Genomic DNA, 16,381 nt, shown 5'->3' on the forward strand with positions numbered 1-16,381 from the left:
AACGATCGACAAGCGCTTCGCCGGGGGCGACGGAACGGGCCCCGAACCGGGGGCATGCGGTGCTCGGGCGCCCCATCCCTGGGGCGCGATGGGTCAGGGTTGCTCCAGCGCCACCACCAGGGCCTTGAGGAAGCGCGCGGCTTCGCCGCCGGTGACGGCACGGTGGTCGAAGGTGAGCGACAGCGGCAGGATCGGGTGCACTGCGGGCTTGCCGTCCCAGGCCACCACTTCGTCGCGGATGCCGCCGGCGCCGATGATCGCCACCTGGGGCGGCACCACCACCGGGTTGGCGTAGCGGCCGAACAGGGTGCCGAAGTTGGACAGGGTGAGGGTCGCGCCCATCATTTCCTGCGGCGGAATCGAGCGCGCCTGCACGTCGGCGCGCAGCCGCGCCATGCCTTGCTTGAGGTCTTCGGCGCTACGCCCGCCGACATTCCGCAGCACCGGGACGAAGAGCCCGTCCGGCGTGTCGACGGCGATGCCGAGATCGAGTTTGTCGTGCCGGCGGATGGAGAGCACGCGGCCATCGAACCAGCTGTTGAGGATGGGCTCCACCTCGCAGGCGGCGGCGATGGCCTTGCCGAGGCGGATCAGCGGGTCACGCGCCCGTTCCCAGCGGTGCAGGTCGGCGTCGCCGTAGATCGTTACCGGCACCACTTCGGCGTGGGAGCGGGCCATGTTGATCGCCATGCTGCGGCGCACCCCGCGCAGGCGTTCGCCGCCGAAGCGGTCGCGGGCACTCTGCGCCGCCGCCTCGACATCGGCGCGGGTCACCAGGCCTTCGGCACCGCTGCCCTGCAGGCCGGCCAGTTCGACGCCGAGCCGCTGGGCCAGCTGGCGCACCGCCGGGGTGGCGCGGGGGGCGAGGTGCTCACGGGTGGAGGGAGCGGCGCCGACGAAGAAGGCATCGGCGCGGGCATCACCACCGCCTTCCAGGCGCCCGACCACGGTGCCGGCGTCGCTGTCTTCGCCGTCGTAGGCCAGCAGCGGTTCGCCGACATGGAGGATGTCGCCTTCGCGGCCGAACAGCTTGGCCACCAGGCCGTCGTAGGGGGCGGGGATGTCCACCAGGGCCTTGGCGGTTTCCACCGAGACCACGATCTGGTCGGCGTGCACGGTGTCGCCGGCCTTGATGTGCCACTCGACGATTTCGGCCTCCTGCAGGCCTTCGCCAAGGTCGGGCAGTTTGAAGTGTTTCATGGTCGTCTCCTCGGCTCGTCAGGCGTAGTCCAGCACCAGTTCGCAGGCCGCGAGGATGTCCTCGGGGCTGGGGATGTAGAGCTGCTCCAGGCGGTACAGGGGCGGCGGGATGTCCGGCGCGGTGACGCGCTGGATGGGCGCCTGCAGGTCGAGCAGCGCGCGCTCGTAGAGGCTGGCGGCGATCTCAGCCCCCACCCCGCAGGAGCGCGGCGCCTCGTGGACGATGACGCAGCGCCCGGTCTTGCGCACCGAGGCTTCGAGGGTGTCGAGGTCCAGCGGCTTGATGCAGGCGACGTCGATCACCTCGGCGCTGATGCCCTGCTCTTCCAGGCGCTGGGCGGCCTGCAGGGTTTCGTGGACGCTGGCGCCCCAGCTGACCAGGGTGATGTCGGCGCCCTCGCGCAGGGTGAAGCAGCTGTCCAGGGGCAGGCGCTGGCCGTCGTCCACCAGGGGTTGCGGGTTCATCCGGTAGAGCCGCGTGGGTTCGAGGAAGACCACCGGGTCCGGGTCGTCGATGGCCGCCAGCAGCAGGCCGTAGGCGCGGGCCGGCGATGAGGGGATGACCACCCGCACACCGGGTATCTGGGCGAAGATCGCCTCGGTGCTTTCGCTGTGGTGCTCCGGCGCGCGGATGCCGGCGCCCATGGGGCTGCGCAGCACCATGGAGCAGCCGAGGCGCCCACGGGTGCGGTTGCGCATGCGGCTGGCGTGGGACACCAGGTGCTCCATGGCGGCGTAGATGAAGCCGAGGAACTGGATTTCCATCACCGGCTTGAGGCCCTGGGCGGCCATGCCGACGCAGAGCCCGGCGATCATGGTTTCCGCCAGCGGCGTGTCGATCACCCGCTTGAAGCCGAAGGCCTCGCGCAAACCGAGGGTGGCGCGGAACACGCCGCCGTTGACGCCGACGTCCTCGCCCAGCACCACGACGTTGTGGTCTTCCTCCATGGCGCGGTGCAGGGCCAGGTTGACCGCTTCGAGCAGGGCGCGCTTCTCGATCACTTCGGGCTTATTCATGGCGGTTCACCTCGCGACGGGCGGCGCGCTCGAGGAGCATTTCGCGTTGCTCGGCCAGGGCCGCCGGCCAGCGGGCGTAGACCTGGTCGATGATGGATTCCACCGGCTGGGTGCCGGCCGACTCGAAGCGCTCCACTGCGGCCTGGACCTCCTTCTGGCACTCGGCGATGAGCGCCTGCTCGCGGCCCTCGTCCCATACCGCGTTGGCGGCGAGGTAGGCCTGCAGGCGCTTGATGGGTTCCTCCTGCCAGGCCTTCTTCACCTCGTCGGCGCTGCGGTAGCGTGTGGCGTCGTCGGCGGTGGTGTGGTCGCCCAGGCGGTAACTGATGCACTCCAGCAGCACCGGGCCCTTGCCGTGGCGGGCACGGTCCAGGGCCGCCCGCATGCGGTCGTAGACGGCGAGCATGTCGTTGCCGTCCACCTGCTCGCCGGGGAAGCCGGCGCCGATGGCCTTCTGCGCCAGGGTGGCGGCGCCGCACTGGATGCTGCGCGGCACCGAGATGGCCCATTGGTTGTTGTTGACCACGAAGACCATGGGCAGCTGCCAGGCGCCGGCGACGTTGAGCGCTTCGAGGAAGTCGCCCTTGCTGGTGGCGCCATCGCCGCAGGTGGTGACGGCGACGCGGTGTTCGCCACGGATCTTGAACGCGGTGGCCACCCCGCAGGCATGCAGGGCCTGGGTGGCGATGGGCACGCAGAGGGGAAAGTCCTGCGCCACGGCCGGATCGGCGTAGGCGCTGCCGCGTTCATCGCCGCCCCAGTAAAGGAGGATTTCCTCCATGCGTACGCCACGCATGAGCTGCACGGCGGTGTCGCGGTAATAGGGCACCAGCACGTCTTCGGCGCCCATGAGGCTGCCGATGGCGACGCCGATCGCCTCCTGCCCGAGGGTGGGCGCATAGGTGCCGATGCGGCCGGTGCGTTGCAGGGCCACGGCCTTCTGGTCGAACAGGCGGGTCAGGACCATCTGCCGGTAGAGCCGGGTCAGCAGGTTGAAGTCGTCGGCCCAGGCGGGCAGCTCGCCGAGCAGGCGCCCTTCGGGGTCCAGGTGGCGCGTGTAGGGGATGTCGATCCTGGGGTTGTGCATGTCACTCCTCCTCACCTCGTGGGTGCTTCAAGGGTGGCGGCGTTCGTGGCGCCGCATGGTGGGACGGTGGGCCGGATCACGGCCCTGGTCCCGGCTCCCGCGACAGGCGCGGGAGGCCCTGCTCAACGGTAGAGCAGGCGCTCCGCCAGGGCATCGGCAACGCGCGCGGGTGAGCGCTTGTCGGCCTGGGCGTGGGCGTAGATTTCGGTCAGGCGCTGACCAATGCGCGACAGGTGCGCGGTGATGGCGGGCAGCTCGTCGCCCTTGTGCTTGAGGGCGACATAGATCAGCCCGCCGGAGTTGATCACGTAGTCGGGGGCATAGAGGATGCCGCGGGCCTCCAACCCGTCGGCGCTGTCGGCGCTGGCCAGCTGGTTGTTCGCGGCACCGGCCACCGCCGCGCAACGCAGCTGGGGGATGGTCTGCGGGTTGAGCACGCCGCCGAGGCCGCAGGGCGCGAGGATGTCGCAAGGCGTGGTGAGCAGTGCTTCGCTGGCCACCGGCTGGGCGCCGAGCTGCTCCACGGCGAGCTGCACGCGGCCGGGGTCGAGGTCGCTGACCAGCAGTTCGGCGCCGGCCGCCACCAGTTGCTCGGCCAGGGCGTAGCCGACATTGCCGAGGCCCTGGATGGCCACACGCAAGCCTTCGAGGTCATCGCTGCCGAGGCGCGCCTGGGCGCTGGCGCGGATGCCGGCGAACACGCCCATGGCGGTGTGCGGCGAGGGGTCGCCGGCGGAGCTCGTGCTGGTGACATGGCGGGTGTGCTGGGCGATGCAATCCATGTCGGCGCTGGAGGTGCCGCTGTCGACGGCGGTGACGTAACGCCCACCGAGGGACTCGATCATGCGGCCGAAGGCCTCGAACAGCGCGGCGCGGTTATCCACATGGGCAGGGCGCATGATCACCGCCTTGCCGCCCCCCTGTTCGAGGCCGGCGAGCGCGGCCTTGTAGCTCATGCCCTGGGCCAGGCGCACGGCATCGCGGATGGCGCTTTCTTCATTGGGGTAGGCGAGGTAGCGGCAGCCGCCGAGGGCCGGGCCGAACCGGGTGTCGTGGATCGCGATCACGGCCTTGAGCCCGGTGACCGGGTCCTGGGCGAGATGCAGCGCTTCGAGCCGCGCGGTCTCCATCATGTTGAACATGGCGAGCCCCTTGGTGAGGTTAGGAGCCAGTATAGGCGGCGGGCGCGGCACCGGGTCGCCGCCCGCCCACTGGACGAAAATCCGGCCGCCAGCTACAACCGTGGGGCGAACCGGAGATGCGCCATGAACCCTCGCCAACGTTGCCTCGCCTGCCTCGAAACCGACCCGCCCGCCCCCCTGGAAGCGGCGCTATGGGTTGCCGCCGAGCATGACCCGACGGTGAACCCGGCAACGGTGCTGCGGGATGTGGCGAGCCTCACCCAGCAGGTGGCGGCGGGCTTGCCGCAATTGCCGGCCATCGAGCTGGCACAACCGCTGTTGCGCCGCCTGAGCGAGCTGGACTTCAACGAGGACGACGACCAACCGCTGCGCCCCCGTGCCGCGCTGCTGGACCAGGTGCTGCTGCGCCGCCGCGGGCAGCCGTTGTCCCTCGCGCTGCTGGCCTTGGAGCTGGCCGCACGCCTGGATATTCCACTGGTGGGGGTGAACTTCCCCGGGCACTTCCTGCTGCGCGTACCCGGTGCCGATCACCTGCTGGACCCTTGCGGCGGTCGCCGCCTCTATACCCGCGACTGCCGCGACCTGCTGCTGCGCACCCTCGGCCCCAAGGCCGAGCTGCAGGCTTCGCACCTGCGCCAGTGCGACGCCCGCGAGCAGTTGCAGCGGCTGTCACGCAACCTGCGCCAGCTGCACCTGCAGGCGGAAAAGCCGCTGGAAGCCTTGAAGGACGCCGAGCGGGTGCTGGAACTGGGCGTTGCCAACCTGGTGGACCACCTGGCCCGCGCCGATATCTACAAGCAGCTGGAATGCCCCCAGGCCGAACGCTTCGACCTGCAGCGCGCCCTGCTGCTCTGCGAAGACACGGCCCAGCGCCTGCTGCTGACCCAGCGCCTGGAACAGCTCGGCCACGAGGCGACGCCGGCGTTGCATTGAGTGGGCCTGTCGCTCCGTGGTGATGGGTTTCGCTTCGCTCTACACCATCCTACGAACTGCAGGAACGACCCCGAACCGCCGAGTGAACGCGACCGCTGCGTAGGATGGGTAGAGCCCCACGAAACCCATCGTTACACGGCAAGGCATTTCACTCCCCCACCCAACGACCACGCGTTCCCGGCCTACATCAGGCCCAGCGCCTTGGCGTGGGCGACGGCCTGGGTGCGGCGCTTGACGCCGAGCTTGCCGTTGATGCGCCGGGCGTGGGTCTTGACCGTGTGCAGGGAGATGAACAGGCGCTCGGCGATTTCCTGGTTGGAGCTGCCCTGGGCGATGAGCCCGAGCACTTCCAGTTCGCGCTGGCTCAGCGGGCCACCGACGATGCCGTCTTCGGGCTCCTCGCCCGGGTCCATGTCCAGCGCCTTGAGCATGGCCGGCTGGCGCAGCTGCAGTTCGCGCAGGGGCTGGTGCAGGTTGAACTGCTCGGCCAGGGTGAGGCCGTCGCGCAGGGTGGTGGCAGCCTGCTCCAGGTCGCCGCCTAGGTACTCCGCCTCGGCCAGGGCCAGGTGGATTTCCACTTCCAGGGCGTGCATGCCGTTTTCCCGGGCCTTGTGCAGCTGGCCCAGCAGGCGCTGGCGGGCGTTGAAGGCTTCGCCCTCGTAGAGCTCGGCCAGGGCCAGTTGCCATTCGATGCGCGGGATCAGGTCGAGGGTCGCCGGGGGCGCCTGCACCGCGTGCTCGCCCCGGAAGTGCCGCAGCACCCGCAACAGGGCATGGCGCGCCTGGCCGGCGCGGCCCTGCATGAGCAGCAGGCTGCTGCTGACCTGCAGGAGCACGGCGCGGTAGACCCGCTCGGGGATATGGCGCATCTGCATCAGCCGTTCGGCTTCACGCAGGCGATCGAAGGCGCGGTCGAATTCGCGGCGGTTGGCGTCAAGCGTGGCCAGGCCGAGGTAGCCGAACAGGGCGCGGTAGTCGCCACAGTTGCGCGCTTCCTGCAGCCCGTACTGGTAGTGCTTGCGGGCTTCCTCGTCCCGCCCCTGACGCAGGGCCAGGCGGCCACGGCGCAGGGCCAGCCGGCCCAGCAGCGGGCTGGCGTTGCGGCCCTGCCCCATGAGGAACTCCTGGGCGCGCTCCAGCACCGCATCGGCCCGCAACAGGGCGCCGCGATGCTCCAGCAGTTGCGCGTGATCGAGCTCGAGGAAGGCTTCCAGCAGCAGGCTGCCGTGGCTGCGCGCCAGTTGCAGGGCCTCGCGGCTCAGCTCCTGGGCGGCGTCGAGATCACCGGCCAGCAGCGCCTGCTGGGTGAGGCCGGAGTAGCAGATCAGCTTCTGTTCCCAGGCGTCGTCGGCCAGGGTCGCCAGGGCCTCGCCCAAGTGCAGGCGGGCACCGGGGCCGTCGCCCTGGAGGTGGGCGAGCAGGCCGTACTGGGCCTGCCAGTAGGACACCAGGTCACGCTGGCGCTCGGCATCGGGCTGGGGCAGGAAGCGGCCCTGCTCGGCGATGCAGCGCGCGGCCTCATCGAGCTTGCCGGAGAACAGCAGCGCACCGGCGAGCAGGCGCAGGGAATGCGGGGAGACCAGCAGCAGGCTTTCTTCCACTTCCTGATGCAGGCGCAGCAACAGGGCGACGTTGCGCCCCTGGAACAGGTGCTGCACGCCGAAGTGCTGCAACAGGCTCACGGCCGCTTCGGGCTGCTCGGCTTCCAGGGCGTGTTCGGCGGCGGCCTGCCAGTCGCCTTCGGCGGCGAACCATTGGCAGGCGCGCAGGTGCCAGCCACGCCCGGAGTGGGCATCGCGGTGGCGCATCTGCACCGCCAGCGGCGCGAAGACGCGGAACCAGCCGGGGGCATCCCCCAGGGGCTCGATGAAGCTGCCCAGGGCATCCAGCTCGCGCAGCAGCCGGGCGCCTTCGCCGGGGCCGAACAGGTATTCGCAAAGCGCCGCGTTGAAGCGCGGCAGGTGCGCCAGGGCGAGCCAGGCTTCGGCCTGCTCGGGGCCGAGGCCGGCGAAGAGTTCGTGATCGAGGTAGGCCGCCAGGGTGGCGGAGTGGCCGCCGCGCTGCAGCGGGTCGGCGAAGCCCCAGTCCACCGGTTCCAGCAGCGCCATGCGCACGCCGGCGCACCAGCCACCGGTGCTTTCCAGCAGGCGCGAGGGGGCATCGTGGGGCCAGCCGTGGCGCGACAGCTCGAGCAGGCGGGCGAGCTCGTCGGTTTCAAGGGTGAGCTGGGCGGCGTCCATCTCCAGCAGTTCGCCGTCGATTAGCAGCCGGGGCAGGTTGCAAGCCGGGCGCCGTCGGCCGCTGATCCACCACTGCAGCGCGGGGCTGCTGGTGGACAGCAGGCGGTCGAGGCAGGCGTCCAGCTCGGGGTTGGGCTGCCGGCAGTAGTCGTCGAGGATGATCCAGCCGGGCATCGCCCATTGCGCCAAGGCGCGCTGCACGCTGGCCTCGTCGGCCTCCTCCAGCCCCATCACCGCGGCCAGGCCCGCACAGAAGCCGGCGGGCGAGAGGGTGACGCCACCCAGGGGCAGCCAGTGCACCGAGTAGTCGGCGGGGCAACGCTGCACGCACTCCATCAGCAGCACGCTCTTGCCGCTGCCAGCGGGCGCGCAGAGCAAGCGCAGGCGCGCCGTGGAGCTGACCAGGGGGCCGCTCAGGCGGGGGCGCTCCACATGCAGCGCGGGCAGGCGCGGCAGGTAGGCGTGGGAATCGAAACGGGTCATGGCGGACATGCGGCACGCCTCATTGTTCTTGTTCGGCTGCTCAGGGCGCCAGCCTAGGTCTCTGGCCCGGGCCTCTTGAAGGATCATTCAGGGCAATGATCCAAGCCCATAAAAAAGGCGGCCAATGGCCGCCTCGAATGTGGGAGCGTCGCAATCACAAGATGGGGGCGCGCACGTCCCTGTGCGCGCGGGACATCAACGGACGCCGGCGTTACGCAGCGCGGCGGGGGTGTAGTCCGCAGCCTTGCCGACGAAGCCGAACTCGAAGCTGTGCTTCTCTTCGTTCTTCATGCCCAGGGCCAGGTAGCGGCCGGCGATGATGTCGTACAGGGCTTCCAGGGTGTAGGCCGGAACCTGCTGGTTGTAATAGAACTGGGCGTGGCCCTCGGCGACGCGCCACAGTTGGCCGCGACCGTCGTAATGGTCCACCAGGGCTACCTGCCAGCTGTCTTCGTCGATGTACATGTGGCGCTTGGCGTAGATGTGGCGCTCGCCGCTCTTCACGGTGGCGACCACTTCCCAGACGCGGTGCAGCTCGTAACGGGTCAGGTCCTGGTTGATGTGGCCGGCCTTGATCACGTCGTCGTACTTGAGCGAGGGCGAGTCCAGCTTGTAGCTGTTGTAGGGGATGTACATCTCCTTCTTGCCCACCAGCTTCCAGTCGTAACGATCCGGGGCGCCGGAGAACATGTCGAAGTTGTCGGAGGTACGCAGGCCGTCGGAGGCGGTACCCGGGCCGTCATAGGCGACCTGGGGCGCACGGCGCACGCGGCGCTGGCCGGCGTTGTAGATCCACGCCAGGCGCGGCTCCTTCACCTGGTCCAGGGTTTCGTGCACCAGCAGGACGTTACCGGCCAGGCGCGAGGGCGCGGTCACCTGCTGCTTGAAGAACAGCAGCACGTTTTCACCCTTGCCCGCCGGCAGGTCCGGCATCTCCTGGGGCACGGCCACTTCTTCCTCGAAGCGGATCGGCGTGTAGGAGCCGTTCACCTGGGGGGTGGCCTGGGTGATGATCCGGCGCAGGTTGCCGCCACGGTAGCGGGTGACGTGGTTCCAGATCACTTCCACGCCGTTCTTCGGAATCGGGAAGGCGTAGTAGCGGCTGTCGGCGAAGTTGGCCAGGCCGTTGCCGTCGTTGATCGGCTGTACGGTGACGGCGCTTTTCTTCGCTGCCTCGTTGACCGCGGCAGGCACGGCGACGGTGCGGTGGGTCGGGTACACCGGGATCTTGTAGGTCTCGGGGTAGCGTTTGAACATCGCCACCTGACCGTCGGACAGCTTGTCCTTGTACTGGTCGACGTTGGCCGCGGTGATGGTGAACAGCGGTTTCTCGCTGGCGAAGGGGTCGGCGAGGAAGCCCTTGGCGTCCACCGCGCCGGCGTCCTTGCCGATGCCGCCGGTCCACTCGGGAATGCTGCCGTCGGCGTTGCCGGCCTTCTCCGCACCCAGCGGGGTGAGGCTGGTGCCGAGCTTGGCGGCTTCATCAGCGGACACGGCAGCCATCACGTTGGCGGCGAGCAGGCTGAGAACCAGGGCGGTGCTGTGCAGGATCGTCTTACGCATAGTCATGTTCTCTGTTCACTCAGAAGTTCATGCCGAAGCTGACGGCAAGGAAATCGCGGTCGACCAGGGTGTTGTACTTGCCACCGAAGAAGTCCGTGTAGCTGAGGCTGGCGGTGTAGGTGTTCTGGTAGTCGGCATCGACACCGATGCTGAGCGCCTTGGCACCCTCGTTGAACAGACCGTTGGGGCCGTAGCCGTCGACGTCATGGGACCAGGCCACGTTCGGCTTCAGGTTGATGCCGGCGATGACGTTGCTGTAGTCGAGGATGGCGCGGGTGCGGTAGCCCCAGGAGGTGCTGGTGACGAAGCCATGGGTGTCGCCGCCGAAGCCGTAGGCGCCATACACCGAGTCGCGGCCGTAGCGCAGCTCGCGGGCGTTCTCCAGGCCACCGACGTGCACCACGCCGACTTCGCCCACCAGGGTCAGGCGCTCGGCGCCCAGTACCTGGTCGATGAAGTGGGTCAGGGTGGTCTGTACCTGGGTGATTTCCTTGCGCTTGTAGCCGGTGTTGTCGGCGCCCGGCGCAGTGGCGATCGGCGAGGCGGTGCCGCCGGCGATCGGGTTGACCAGGGCCAGGGTCACGTCATTGGTGTTGAGCTGGACCGGGGCGTTCGGGCGGTAGCTGATCTCGCCGCTCCAGGCCGTGCCGGTGGGCAGGGTGGTGGAGAAGCTCAGGCCGTAGAGCTGGATGTCCTCGGGGTATTCCAGGTAGTACTGGCCATTGCCGAGCATGGTGCTCTGCGCCAGGCCTGCTCCGGAGCCAGGGACGATACCGTTGGCGGTGGAAATGATGCTGGGCAGTGCGGCGAGGGTCGCGGCGCTGGCCGTCTTGGTGCCCACGAACGGGGTGCGGCTGTGGTAGTTCATGAAGTAGGCGGCGTATTCGGTTTCGTCGCCCAGCCAGCGCAGGGCTGTGCCGAATTGGCCGCTGTCACGGGCGTCACGGTCGCCGCCACGGGGCAGGATCACACCCTCGGAGGTGACCTCGAAGCCCTGGCCGAAGGCAGCCGCCACAGGCTGCAGCGGCGCGATGGCCGGGGAGCCCACGGTGTAGCCGGTTTCGCAGCCATCGGAGGCCACGTCACCACCGAAGAAGGTGCCGCAGTTGTCCAGGACCGTCTGGTCCCATTCCAGCTGGTAGAAGGCCTCGACGCTGAGCTGGTCGGTCAGGGTCTGGGAGACGTAGAACATGTTGACCGGGATGAGGCCTTCCTTGATCTCCGCGCCGGGGCGGCGGAAGGCGGAGACGTCGACCGGGTTGATCGAGTTGATGCTGTTGCCGATGAAGGTGCTTTCGCCCCAGCTCACCACCTGCTTGCCCACGCGCACGTTACCCGGCAGGTCGGCGATGCTGTAGTTGTGGTAGACGAAGGCGTCCAGCAGTTGCGCGCCGGAGGACTTGGAGCCTTCCTTGCGGTTGTGGTCGCTGATGTCCTTGAATTGGCGGTTCTCGTCCTTCAGTTCGAAGTCGTGCCAGTACTTGCCACGGACGAACACGCCGGTGTCGCCGTACTTGAGTTCGAGGTCGTGGATGCCCTTGAAGATCTTCGAGAAGGTTTCGCCCTTCTTGAAGTTGAGGCGGCCATCGTCACCGGTGGACGACTGGCCCTTGCCGCCATTAACGGTGCTGACCAGATCCGGGTCGGCGCCGCGCATGGACCAGCTGGCACCCACCGACAGCGAGGAGTCGAACTGCCCTTCGATCTCGCCGATGTTGAAGTTGACGGCGTGGGCCTGGGTGGCAAATCCCAAGGCTACGGCGGCGGCCAGCGCGTGCGGCCGGAAAACTGCGCGCATTGTTGTTTTTGTCATGCGGCTTTCCTGGTTGGTGAAGGAGGAGCACACCCTAACCAGTCACCCGCACAGGCGATAAGCGCACCAAGGAGGGATTCATCCTGTAGCTCGAAAGAGTGAATCCATGCTCTGGAACACTCCTTGCCGGGCCATTATCCGGCAGCGCTATGGCGCACCATCGAGAGCATGGATGGAACCTTCGCCTCCCCCTACCCTCAGGGCCATGGCTTTGGCATCCTGAGCCACTTGCCGACTATCGAACGACCATGACCGAGCCCGACCACGACACCGCCGCCACCCGCGAAGTGGTGATGCGTTACCACCTGAGCTGGAAGGCCCGCGATATCGACGCGGTGCTGGCGCTCTACCACCCGGACGTGGAATACAACGACTACTTCCAGAACCGCTGCCTGCACCGTGCGGAGCTCGGCGACTACGTGCGCACCACCATGCCCAGCGGGCCGGACGAGTACCTGGAGCACAGCGACCGCATCCGCGTGGACGGCGATACCGCGTTCATCCAGTACAGCCTGCGCCTGGGCCACAGCGGTACCTTTCGTACCAGCGAGGCCATTACCGTCCGTGACGGCCTGATCTGGCGCATCAACGAATACGCCCTGCTGATCCAGGGCAAGCGCGAGGCCGGCGACCGCCTGCAACGCCCCGCCGCCAGCCGCCTGGGGCTTTCGGCCCGGCAGTTGAGCCTGCTGGCGCGGGACCTGGAAGACTACTTCCAGCACAGCCAGCCCTACCTCGATCCGGCGCTGGACCTGCACCAGGTCGCCGCAGCCACCGGTTACACCCGTAACCAGATTTCCTACCTGCTCAACCAGATGCTCGGCCAGAGCTTCTACCAGTACGTCAACCAGGCCCGCCTGGACCACCTGCTGGCGCAGCTGGAGCAAGGGCCGGCATCGCCGCGCATCGACGAACTCGCCTTCGCCGCCGGCTTCAATTCCCTCTCGGCCTTCTATCGCTGCTTCCGCCAGCACACGGGGTTGTCGCCGAAGGCTTACCTGAAGCAGCTAAAAGCCTCTCTCTGAGCGGCACGCCGAGTCCCGGCGTGCACGCACACACGACAGCGCCCGCGCCAGCTTCTAGTCTTGCCGCCATCCGAACCTTTCCAACTGGGAGCCCCGCTATGCCGGCCTGGCAATCGATCAGCCTGTGGATGGACCAGCTCGACGAGCCGCTCACCCCGCGCCCCGCCCTGGGCGGCAGCCTGGAGGTGGATGTCGCCATCATCGGCGCCGGCTACACCGGCCTGTGGACCGCCTACTACCTCAAGCGCCAGGCACCACAACTGCGCATCGCCATCCTCGAAGCCGAGATCGCCGGCTTCGGCGCCAGCGGGCGCAACGGCGGCTGGCTGATGGGCAACCTGCTGGGCGAAGACCGCGCCCTGGCGAAGCTTTCCCGCGACGAACGCCGCGCCTCCCTGGACCTGCTCCACGGCATTCCCGACGAAGTGGCCGAGGTGCTGCAACGCGAAGGCATCGACTGCGACTACCGCAAGGGCGGCGTGCTCTATTGCGCGGCCCGCTACCCCGAGCAGGAAGTGCGCCTGCGCCAGCAACTGCGCGACCTGCACGCCGAGGGCCTGGGCGAGGACGACTACCGCTGGCTGACCCCGCCGGAGCTGGGCCGGCAGATCCGCGTCGCCGGCGCCCTGGGCGGAATCTTCACGCCGCACTGCGCCACCATCCAGCCGGCGCGCCTGGTGCGCGGCCTGGCCCGCGCCGTCGAGCGCATGGGCGTGCAGCTGTTCGAACAGAGCCGCGTCACCGATTGGCAGCCCGGCCGCATCACCACCCTGCAGGGCGAGGTGAAGGCCCACTGGGTGGTGCCCGCCATCGAAGGCTACGCCGCCGCCCTGCCCCCGCTCGGCCGCTACCAGCTGCCGGTGCAGAGCCTGCTGGTGGCCAGCGAGCCGCTGCCGGAGTCCACCTGGGCCGAGATCGGCCTGGAACGGGGCCAGGCCTTCAGCGAGAACAGCCGCCAGGTCACCTATGGCCAGCGCACCACCGACAACCGCCTGGTGTTCGGCGCCCGGGGCGGCTACCGTTTCGGCGGCAAGCTGCGGGAGAACTTCCAGCTCGACGACGACGAGATCGCCCTGCGCCGCTACCTGTTCGGCGAGCTGTTCCCGATGCTGCGCAACGTGCGCCTGACCCACAGCTGGGGCGGCAACCTGGGCATGGCGCGGCGCTTCCAGCCGCACATGCTGGTGGATCGCGCCAGCGGCATCGCCCTCTCCGGCGGTTACGGCGGTGAAGGCGTGGGCGCCACCAACCTCGGTGGCCGCACCCTGGCCGACCTGATCCTCGGCCGCGAGACCCTGCTCACCCGCCAGCCCTGGGTGCTGGGCGACGGGCCGCTGAACCGACTCTCCGCCTGGGAGCCGGAGCCCTGCCGCTGGCTCGGCTACAACGCCATCATCCGCAGCTTCGTCCACGAGGACCGGGTGCTGGCCAACCCTCAGAGCGCCCCCTGGCGCCGCGCCCTGGCCAGCCGCCTGGCCGGGTTCATGGAAAGCCTGATGCGCTGAGCCGGGCGACGCCCGCTCACGCGCCCCCAAACCAAAACCCGACTGGAAGCCCTTGCATGAAAGCCACCCTGCTGAAGAACACCCACGACCTGCCACTCTCCGAACCGGCCCCGGTACCCGTGCCCGTGGGCGAGCCCGTGCCGCACACCCGCGTGCACTCGGTGGAGCGCACCGACGGCGTGGAAACCGGTGTCTGGGAATGCAGCCCCGGCAAGTTCCGCCGGCAGATCGTCGAGCAGGAGTTCTGCCACTTCACCCACGGTAGCTGCACCTTCACCCCGGACGGCGGCGAGCCCATCGAGATCAAGGCCGGCGACGCCCTACTGCTCCCCGCCAACAGCCTGGGCATCTGGGATGTGAAGGAAACCCTGCGCAAGACCTACGTGATCATCAGCCGCTGATCCTGGCGGTACGGCCTGGGAGCGCGGCGCGCTCCTGGGCGAATGAGCCCCATGCCGTAGGTCGGGTGCAACCCGATGCACCCAGCCTACCCATTCGCGAATGAGTTGGCTCTGTCTGCATTAAGTGTTGCTAGAGGATTTGAGTCCAGCTGATTGCCGAGCTCTGATGATGTTTCTGGTTTCGCCCCCCCGGGCGAGTCCCTTTTCCAATCGTTGAAAAGGAACCAAAAAACTTGCCCCATCATCCGGCCCCGGCTTCGCCGGGGTTCCCTCACTCCATCGCCGCTCTGGGGGCCGGCGCGATGGGCCATCCGCCGCTCGTCCCCCGGCGCAACGACTGCGTTCGGCCTCCTGGAGGGGCGTTGGCGGCTGCCCCACCTTTCTTCGTCCAGCGCATCGCGCACGTGGTGCGCACGGGCTTTCGTAGGATGGTGTAGAGCGAAGCGAAACCCATGCGGTGGGGGGGAACGAACCCTTGGGTGCCCGAAAATAGCCGTGCTTGAGCGCTTGCATTAAAACCACAACAGCTAACGCCGACAGAGCCAATGAATTCGCTCCCACAGGGCGGCGCTGTGCGCCGCTTGGCGACTGAAGTCGCCCCTACAAAAAACGCCGCCCGCCCCAGGGTACGCAGCGCCCAAAGAAAAACCCGCAGCGGCCAGGCCGTTGCGGGTTTTCTCATTGCGGCGTCCGTGGAGCGGATCAGCGCACCGCTTCGAACAGCCCGGTGGCGCCCATGCCGCCGCCCACGCACATGGTGACGATGCCGTAGCGCTTGCCCTGGCGCTGCAGCTCGCGCACCAGGTGGCCGACCTGGCGCGAGCCGGTCATGCCGAAGGGGTGGCCGATGGAGATGGAGCCGCCGTTGACGTTGTACTTCTCGTTGTCGATGCCCAGGTGGTCACGGGCATACAGGCACTGCGAGGCGAAGGCTTCGTTCAGCTCCCACAGGTCGATGTCGTCCACCGACAGGCCACGGGCCTTGAGCAGCTTGGGCACCGAGTAGATCGGGCCGATGCCCATTTCGTCCGGCTCGCAACCGGCCACGGCGAAGCCACGGAAGAAGGCGCGGGGCTTGAGGCCCAGCTCGATGGCCTTGTCCAGGCTCATCAGCAGGGTCATGGAGGCGCCGTCGGACAGCTGCGAGGAGTTGCCGGCGGTGACCGAGCCGTCCTCGGAGAACACCGGCTTCAGCGAAGCCAGGCCTTCCAGGGTGGTGTCGGCGCGGTTGCAGTCGTCGCGGTCGACCACGCCGTCGAGGATCTTCTTCTCGCCGGTGGCCTTGTCCTCGACCCCGTACTTGACGTTCATCGGCACGATTTCATCGTCGAACAGGCCGGCGGCCTGGGCACGGGCGGTGCGCTGCTGGCTCTGCAGGGCGTACAGGTCCTGAGCCTCGCGGGAGACGTTGTAGCGACGCGCGACGATCTCGGCGGTCTGCCCCATCGGGTAGTAGATGCCGGGGTGTTCCAGCTTCAGGCGCGGGTTGACGAAGTTGTCCTGGTTGATGCTTTTCAGCGTCAGGGTGATGGACTCGACGCCGCCGGCGACCATCACGTCGCTGCAGCCGGAAGCGATCTGGTTGGCGGCGATGGCGATGGCCTGCAGGCCCGAGGAGCAGTAGCGGTTCAGGGTCATGCCGGCGACGCCGATGCCCAGACCCGAGAGCACGGCGACGTTACGGCCGATGTTGTGGCCCTGGGCGCCTTCGTTGGAACCGGCGCCGACCACGCAGTCGTCCACCAGCGTCGGGTCCAGGTCATTGCGCGCCAGAAGGGCGTTCACGCAGTGGGCGGCCATTTCGTCCGGCCGGGTCATGTTGAACTTGCCGCGGAAGGACTTGGCCAGGCCGGTCCGAACGCTGTCGACTATCACCACTTCACGCATGACGCACCTCTTTCTTGTGGGTTTGAGGACGGGTGTCCATTGACGATGGCCGGAGCATAAATCCACCCAATGTCGCAGGGCGACG

Annotated in this window: 12 protein-coding genes; 4 read left to right on the forward strand and 8 right to left on the reverse strand. The window is 68.3% G+C overall.

The features are described from left to right. Positions 1-93: 93 nt before the first annotated feature. From RTW82_RS16965 to RTW82_RS16980, 4 genes are all read right to left on the reverse strand, one after another. Positions 94-1,200, reverse strand: coding sequence for a dihydrolipoamide acetyltransferase family protein (locus RTW82_RS16965; RefSeq protein ID WP_316925779.1), 1,107 nt, complete (start codon positions 1,198-1,200; stop codon positions 94-96). A gap of 18 nt (positions 1,201-1,218) precedes the next feature. Continuing rightward, positions 1,219-2,217, reverse strand: coding sequence for an alpha-ketoacid dehydrogenase subunit beta (locus tag RTW82_RS16970; protein ID WP_021222025.1), 999 nt, complete (start codon positions 2,215-2,217; stop codon positions 1,219-1,221). After that, complete coding sequence (pdhA, locus tag RTW82_RS16975) at positions 2,210-3,304, reverse strand: pyruvate dehydrogenase (acetyl-transferring) E1 component subunit alpha (RefSeq protein WP_021222024.1); 1,095 nt, start codon at positions 3,302-3,304, stop codon at positions 2,210-2,212. Before pdhA ends, RTW82_RS16970 begins: the two co-directional genes overlap by 8 nt. 122 nt (positions 3,305-3,426) lie before the next feature. Then, positions 3,427-4,446 carry a Glu/Leu/Phe/Val dehydrogenase family protein gene (locus RTW82_RS16980; protein ID WP_043239942.1) on the reverse strand — a complete coding sequence of 340 codons (1,020 nt, stop codon included), beginning with the start codon at positions 4,444-4,446 and terminating at the stop codon, positions 3,427-3,429. Between the two features lie 123 nt (positions 4,447-4,569). Here RTW82_RS16980 and RTW82_RS16985 point away from each other — a divergent pair, with 123 nt between their 5' ends. After that, positions 4,570-5,379: a SirB1 family protein gene (locus tag RTW82_RS16985; protein ID WP_316925780.1), complete on the forward strand. Its 810-nt coding sequence runs from the start codon at positions 4,570-4,572 to the stop codon at positions 5,377-5,379. Positions 5,380-5,561: 182 nt separating this feature from the next. Here the strand turns inward: RTW82_RS16985 and RTW82_RS16990 are convergent, their stop codons facing one another. The 3 genes from RTW82_RS16990 to RTW82_RS17000 form a co-directional block, all read right to left on the reverse strand. Then, on the reverse strand, positions 5,562-8,111 hold the full coding sequence (locus RTW82_RS16990) for a LuxR C-terminal-related transcriptional regulator (protein ID WP_316925781.1): 2,550 nt from the start codon (positions 8,109-8,111) through the stop codon (positions 5,562-5,564). Positions 8,112-8,297: 186 nt separating this feature from the next. Continuing rightward, positions 8,298-9,665 (reverse strand): DUF1329 domain-containing protein, encoded by a 1,368-nt coding sequence (locus RTW82_RS16995; RefSeq protein WP_184487434.1) that lies wholly within the window; start codon positions 9,663-9,665, stop codon positions 8,298-8,300. Between the two features lie 19 nt (positions 9,666-9,684). Continuing rightward, positions 9,685-11,478: a DUF1302 domain-containing protein gene (locus tag RTW82_RS17000; RefSeq protein ID WP_316925782.1), complete on the reverse strand. Its 1,794-nt coding sequence runs from the start codon at positions 11,476-11,478 to the stop codon at positions 9,685-9,687. A 293-nt stretch (positions 11,479-11,771) separates the two neighbouring features. Here RTW82_RS17000 and RTW82_RS17005 point away from each other — a divergent pair, with 293 nt between their 5' ends. The 3 genes from RTW82_RS17005 to RTW82_RS17015 all read left to right on the forward strand — a co-directional run bounded on the left by RTW82_RS17005 (position 11,772) and on the right by RTW82_RS17015 (position 14,409). Next, positions 11,772-12,503, forward strand: a complete 732-nt coding sequence (locus RTW82_RS17005; RefSeq protein WP_316925903.1) for a nuclear transport factor 2 family protein — start codon at positions 11,772-11,774, stop codon at positions 12,501-12,503. Positions 12,504-12,601: 98 nt separating this feature from the next. Further along, on the forward strand, positions 12,602-14,008 hold the full coding sequence (locus RTW82_RS17010; RefSeq protein WP_316925783.1) for an FAD-dependent oxidoreductase: 1,407 nt from the start codon (positions 12,602-12,604) through the stop codon (positions 14,006-14,008). Positions 14,009-14,064: 56 nt separating this feature from the next. Beyond that, positions 14,065-14,409, forward strand: a complete 345-nt coding sequence (locus RTW82_RS17015; protein ID WP_021222016.1) for a cupin domain-containing protein — start codon at positions 14,065-14,067, stop codon at positions 14,407-14,409. Positions 14,410-15,111: 702 nt separating this feature from the next. Here the strand turns inward: RTW82_RS17015 and RTW82_RS17020 are convergent. Beyond that, positions 15,112-16,296 carry a thiolase family protein gene (locus tag RTW82_RS17020; protein ID WP_184487873.1) on the reverse strand — a complete coding sequence of 395 codons (1,185 nt, stop codon included), beginning with the start codon at positions 16,294-16,296 and terminating at the stop codon, positions 15,112-15,114. Between the last annotated feature and the right edge of the window lie 85 nt (positions 16,297-16,381).

Source organism: Pseudomonas sp. zfem005, from assembly GCF_032621735.1.
GTDB lineage: Bacteria > Pseudomonadota > Gammaproteobacteria > Pseudomonadales > Pseudomonadaceae > Metapseudomonas > Metapseudomonas solani.

Excerpts from the sequence above, each read along its gene's own strand:
- RTW82_RS16965 (WP_316925779.1), bottom strand. The coding sequence starts at position 1,200 with ATGAAACACTTCAAACTGCCCGACCTTGGCGAAGGCCTGCAGGAGGCC.
- RTW82_RS16970 (WP_021222025.1), bottom strand. The coding sequence starts at position 2,217 with ATGAATAAGCCCGAAGTGATCGAGAAGCGCGCCCTGCTCGAAGCGGTC.
- pdhA (WP_021222024.1), bottom strand. The coding sequence starts at position 3,304 with ATGCACAACCCCAGGATCGACATCCCCTACACGCGCCACCTGGACCCC.
- RTW82_RS16980 (WP_043239942.1), bottom strand. The coding sequence starts at position 4,446 with ATGTTCAACATGATGGAGACCGCGCGGCTCGAAGCGCTGCATCTCGCC.
- RTW82_RS16985 (WP_316925780.1), top strand. The coding sequence starts at position 4,570 with ATGAACCCTCGCCAACGTTGCCTCGCCTGCCTCGAAACCGACCCGCCC.
- RTW82_RS16990 (WP_316925781.1), bottom strand. The coding sequence starts at position 8,111 with ATGTCCGCCATGACCCGTTTCGATTCCCACGCCTACCTGCCGCGCCTG.
- RTW82_RS16995 (WP_184487434.1), bottom strand. The coding sequence starts at position 9,665 with ATGCGTAAGACGATCCTGCACAGCACCGCCCTGGTTCTCAGCCTGCTC.
- RTW82_RS17000 (WP_316925782.1), bottom strand. The coding sequence starts at position 11,478 with ATGACAAAAACAACAATGCGCGCAGTTTTCCGGCCGCACGCGCTGGCC.
- RTW82_RS17005 (WP_316925903.1), top strand. The coding sequence starts at position 11,772 with ATGCGTTACCACCTGAGCTGGAAGGCCCGCGATATCGACGCGGTGCTG.
- RTW82_RS17010 (WP_316925783.1), top strand. The coding sequence starts at position 12,602 with ATGCCGGCCTGGCAATCGATCAGCCTGTGGATGGACCAGCTCGACGAG.
- RTW82_RS17015 (WP_021222016.1), top strand. The coding sequence starts at position 14,065 with ATGAAAGCCACCCTGCTGAAGAACACCCACGACCTGCCACTCTCCGAA.
- RTW82_RS17020 (WP_184487873.1), bottom strand. The coding sequence starts at position 16,296 with ATGCGTGAAGTGGTGATAGTCGACAGCGTTCGGACCGGCCTGGCCAAG.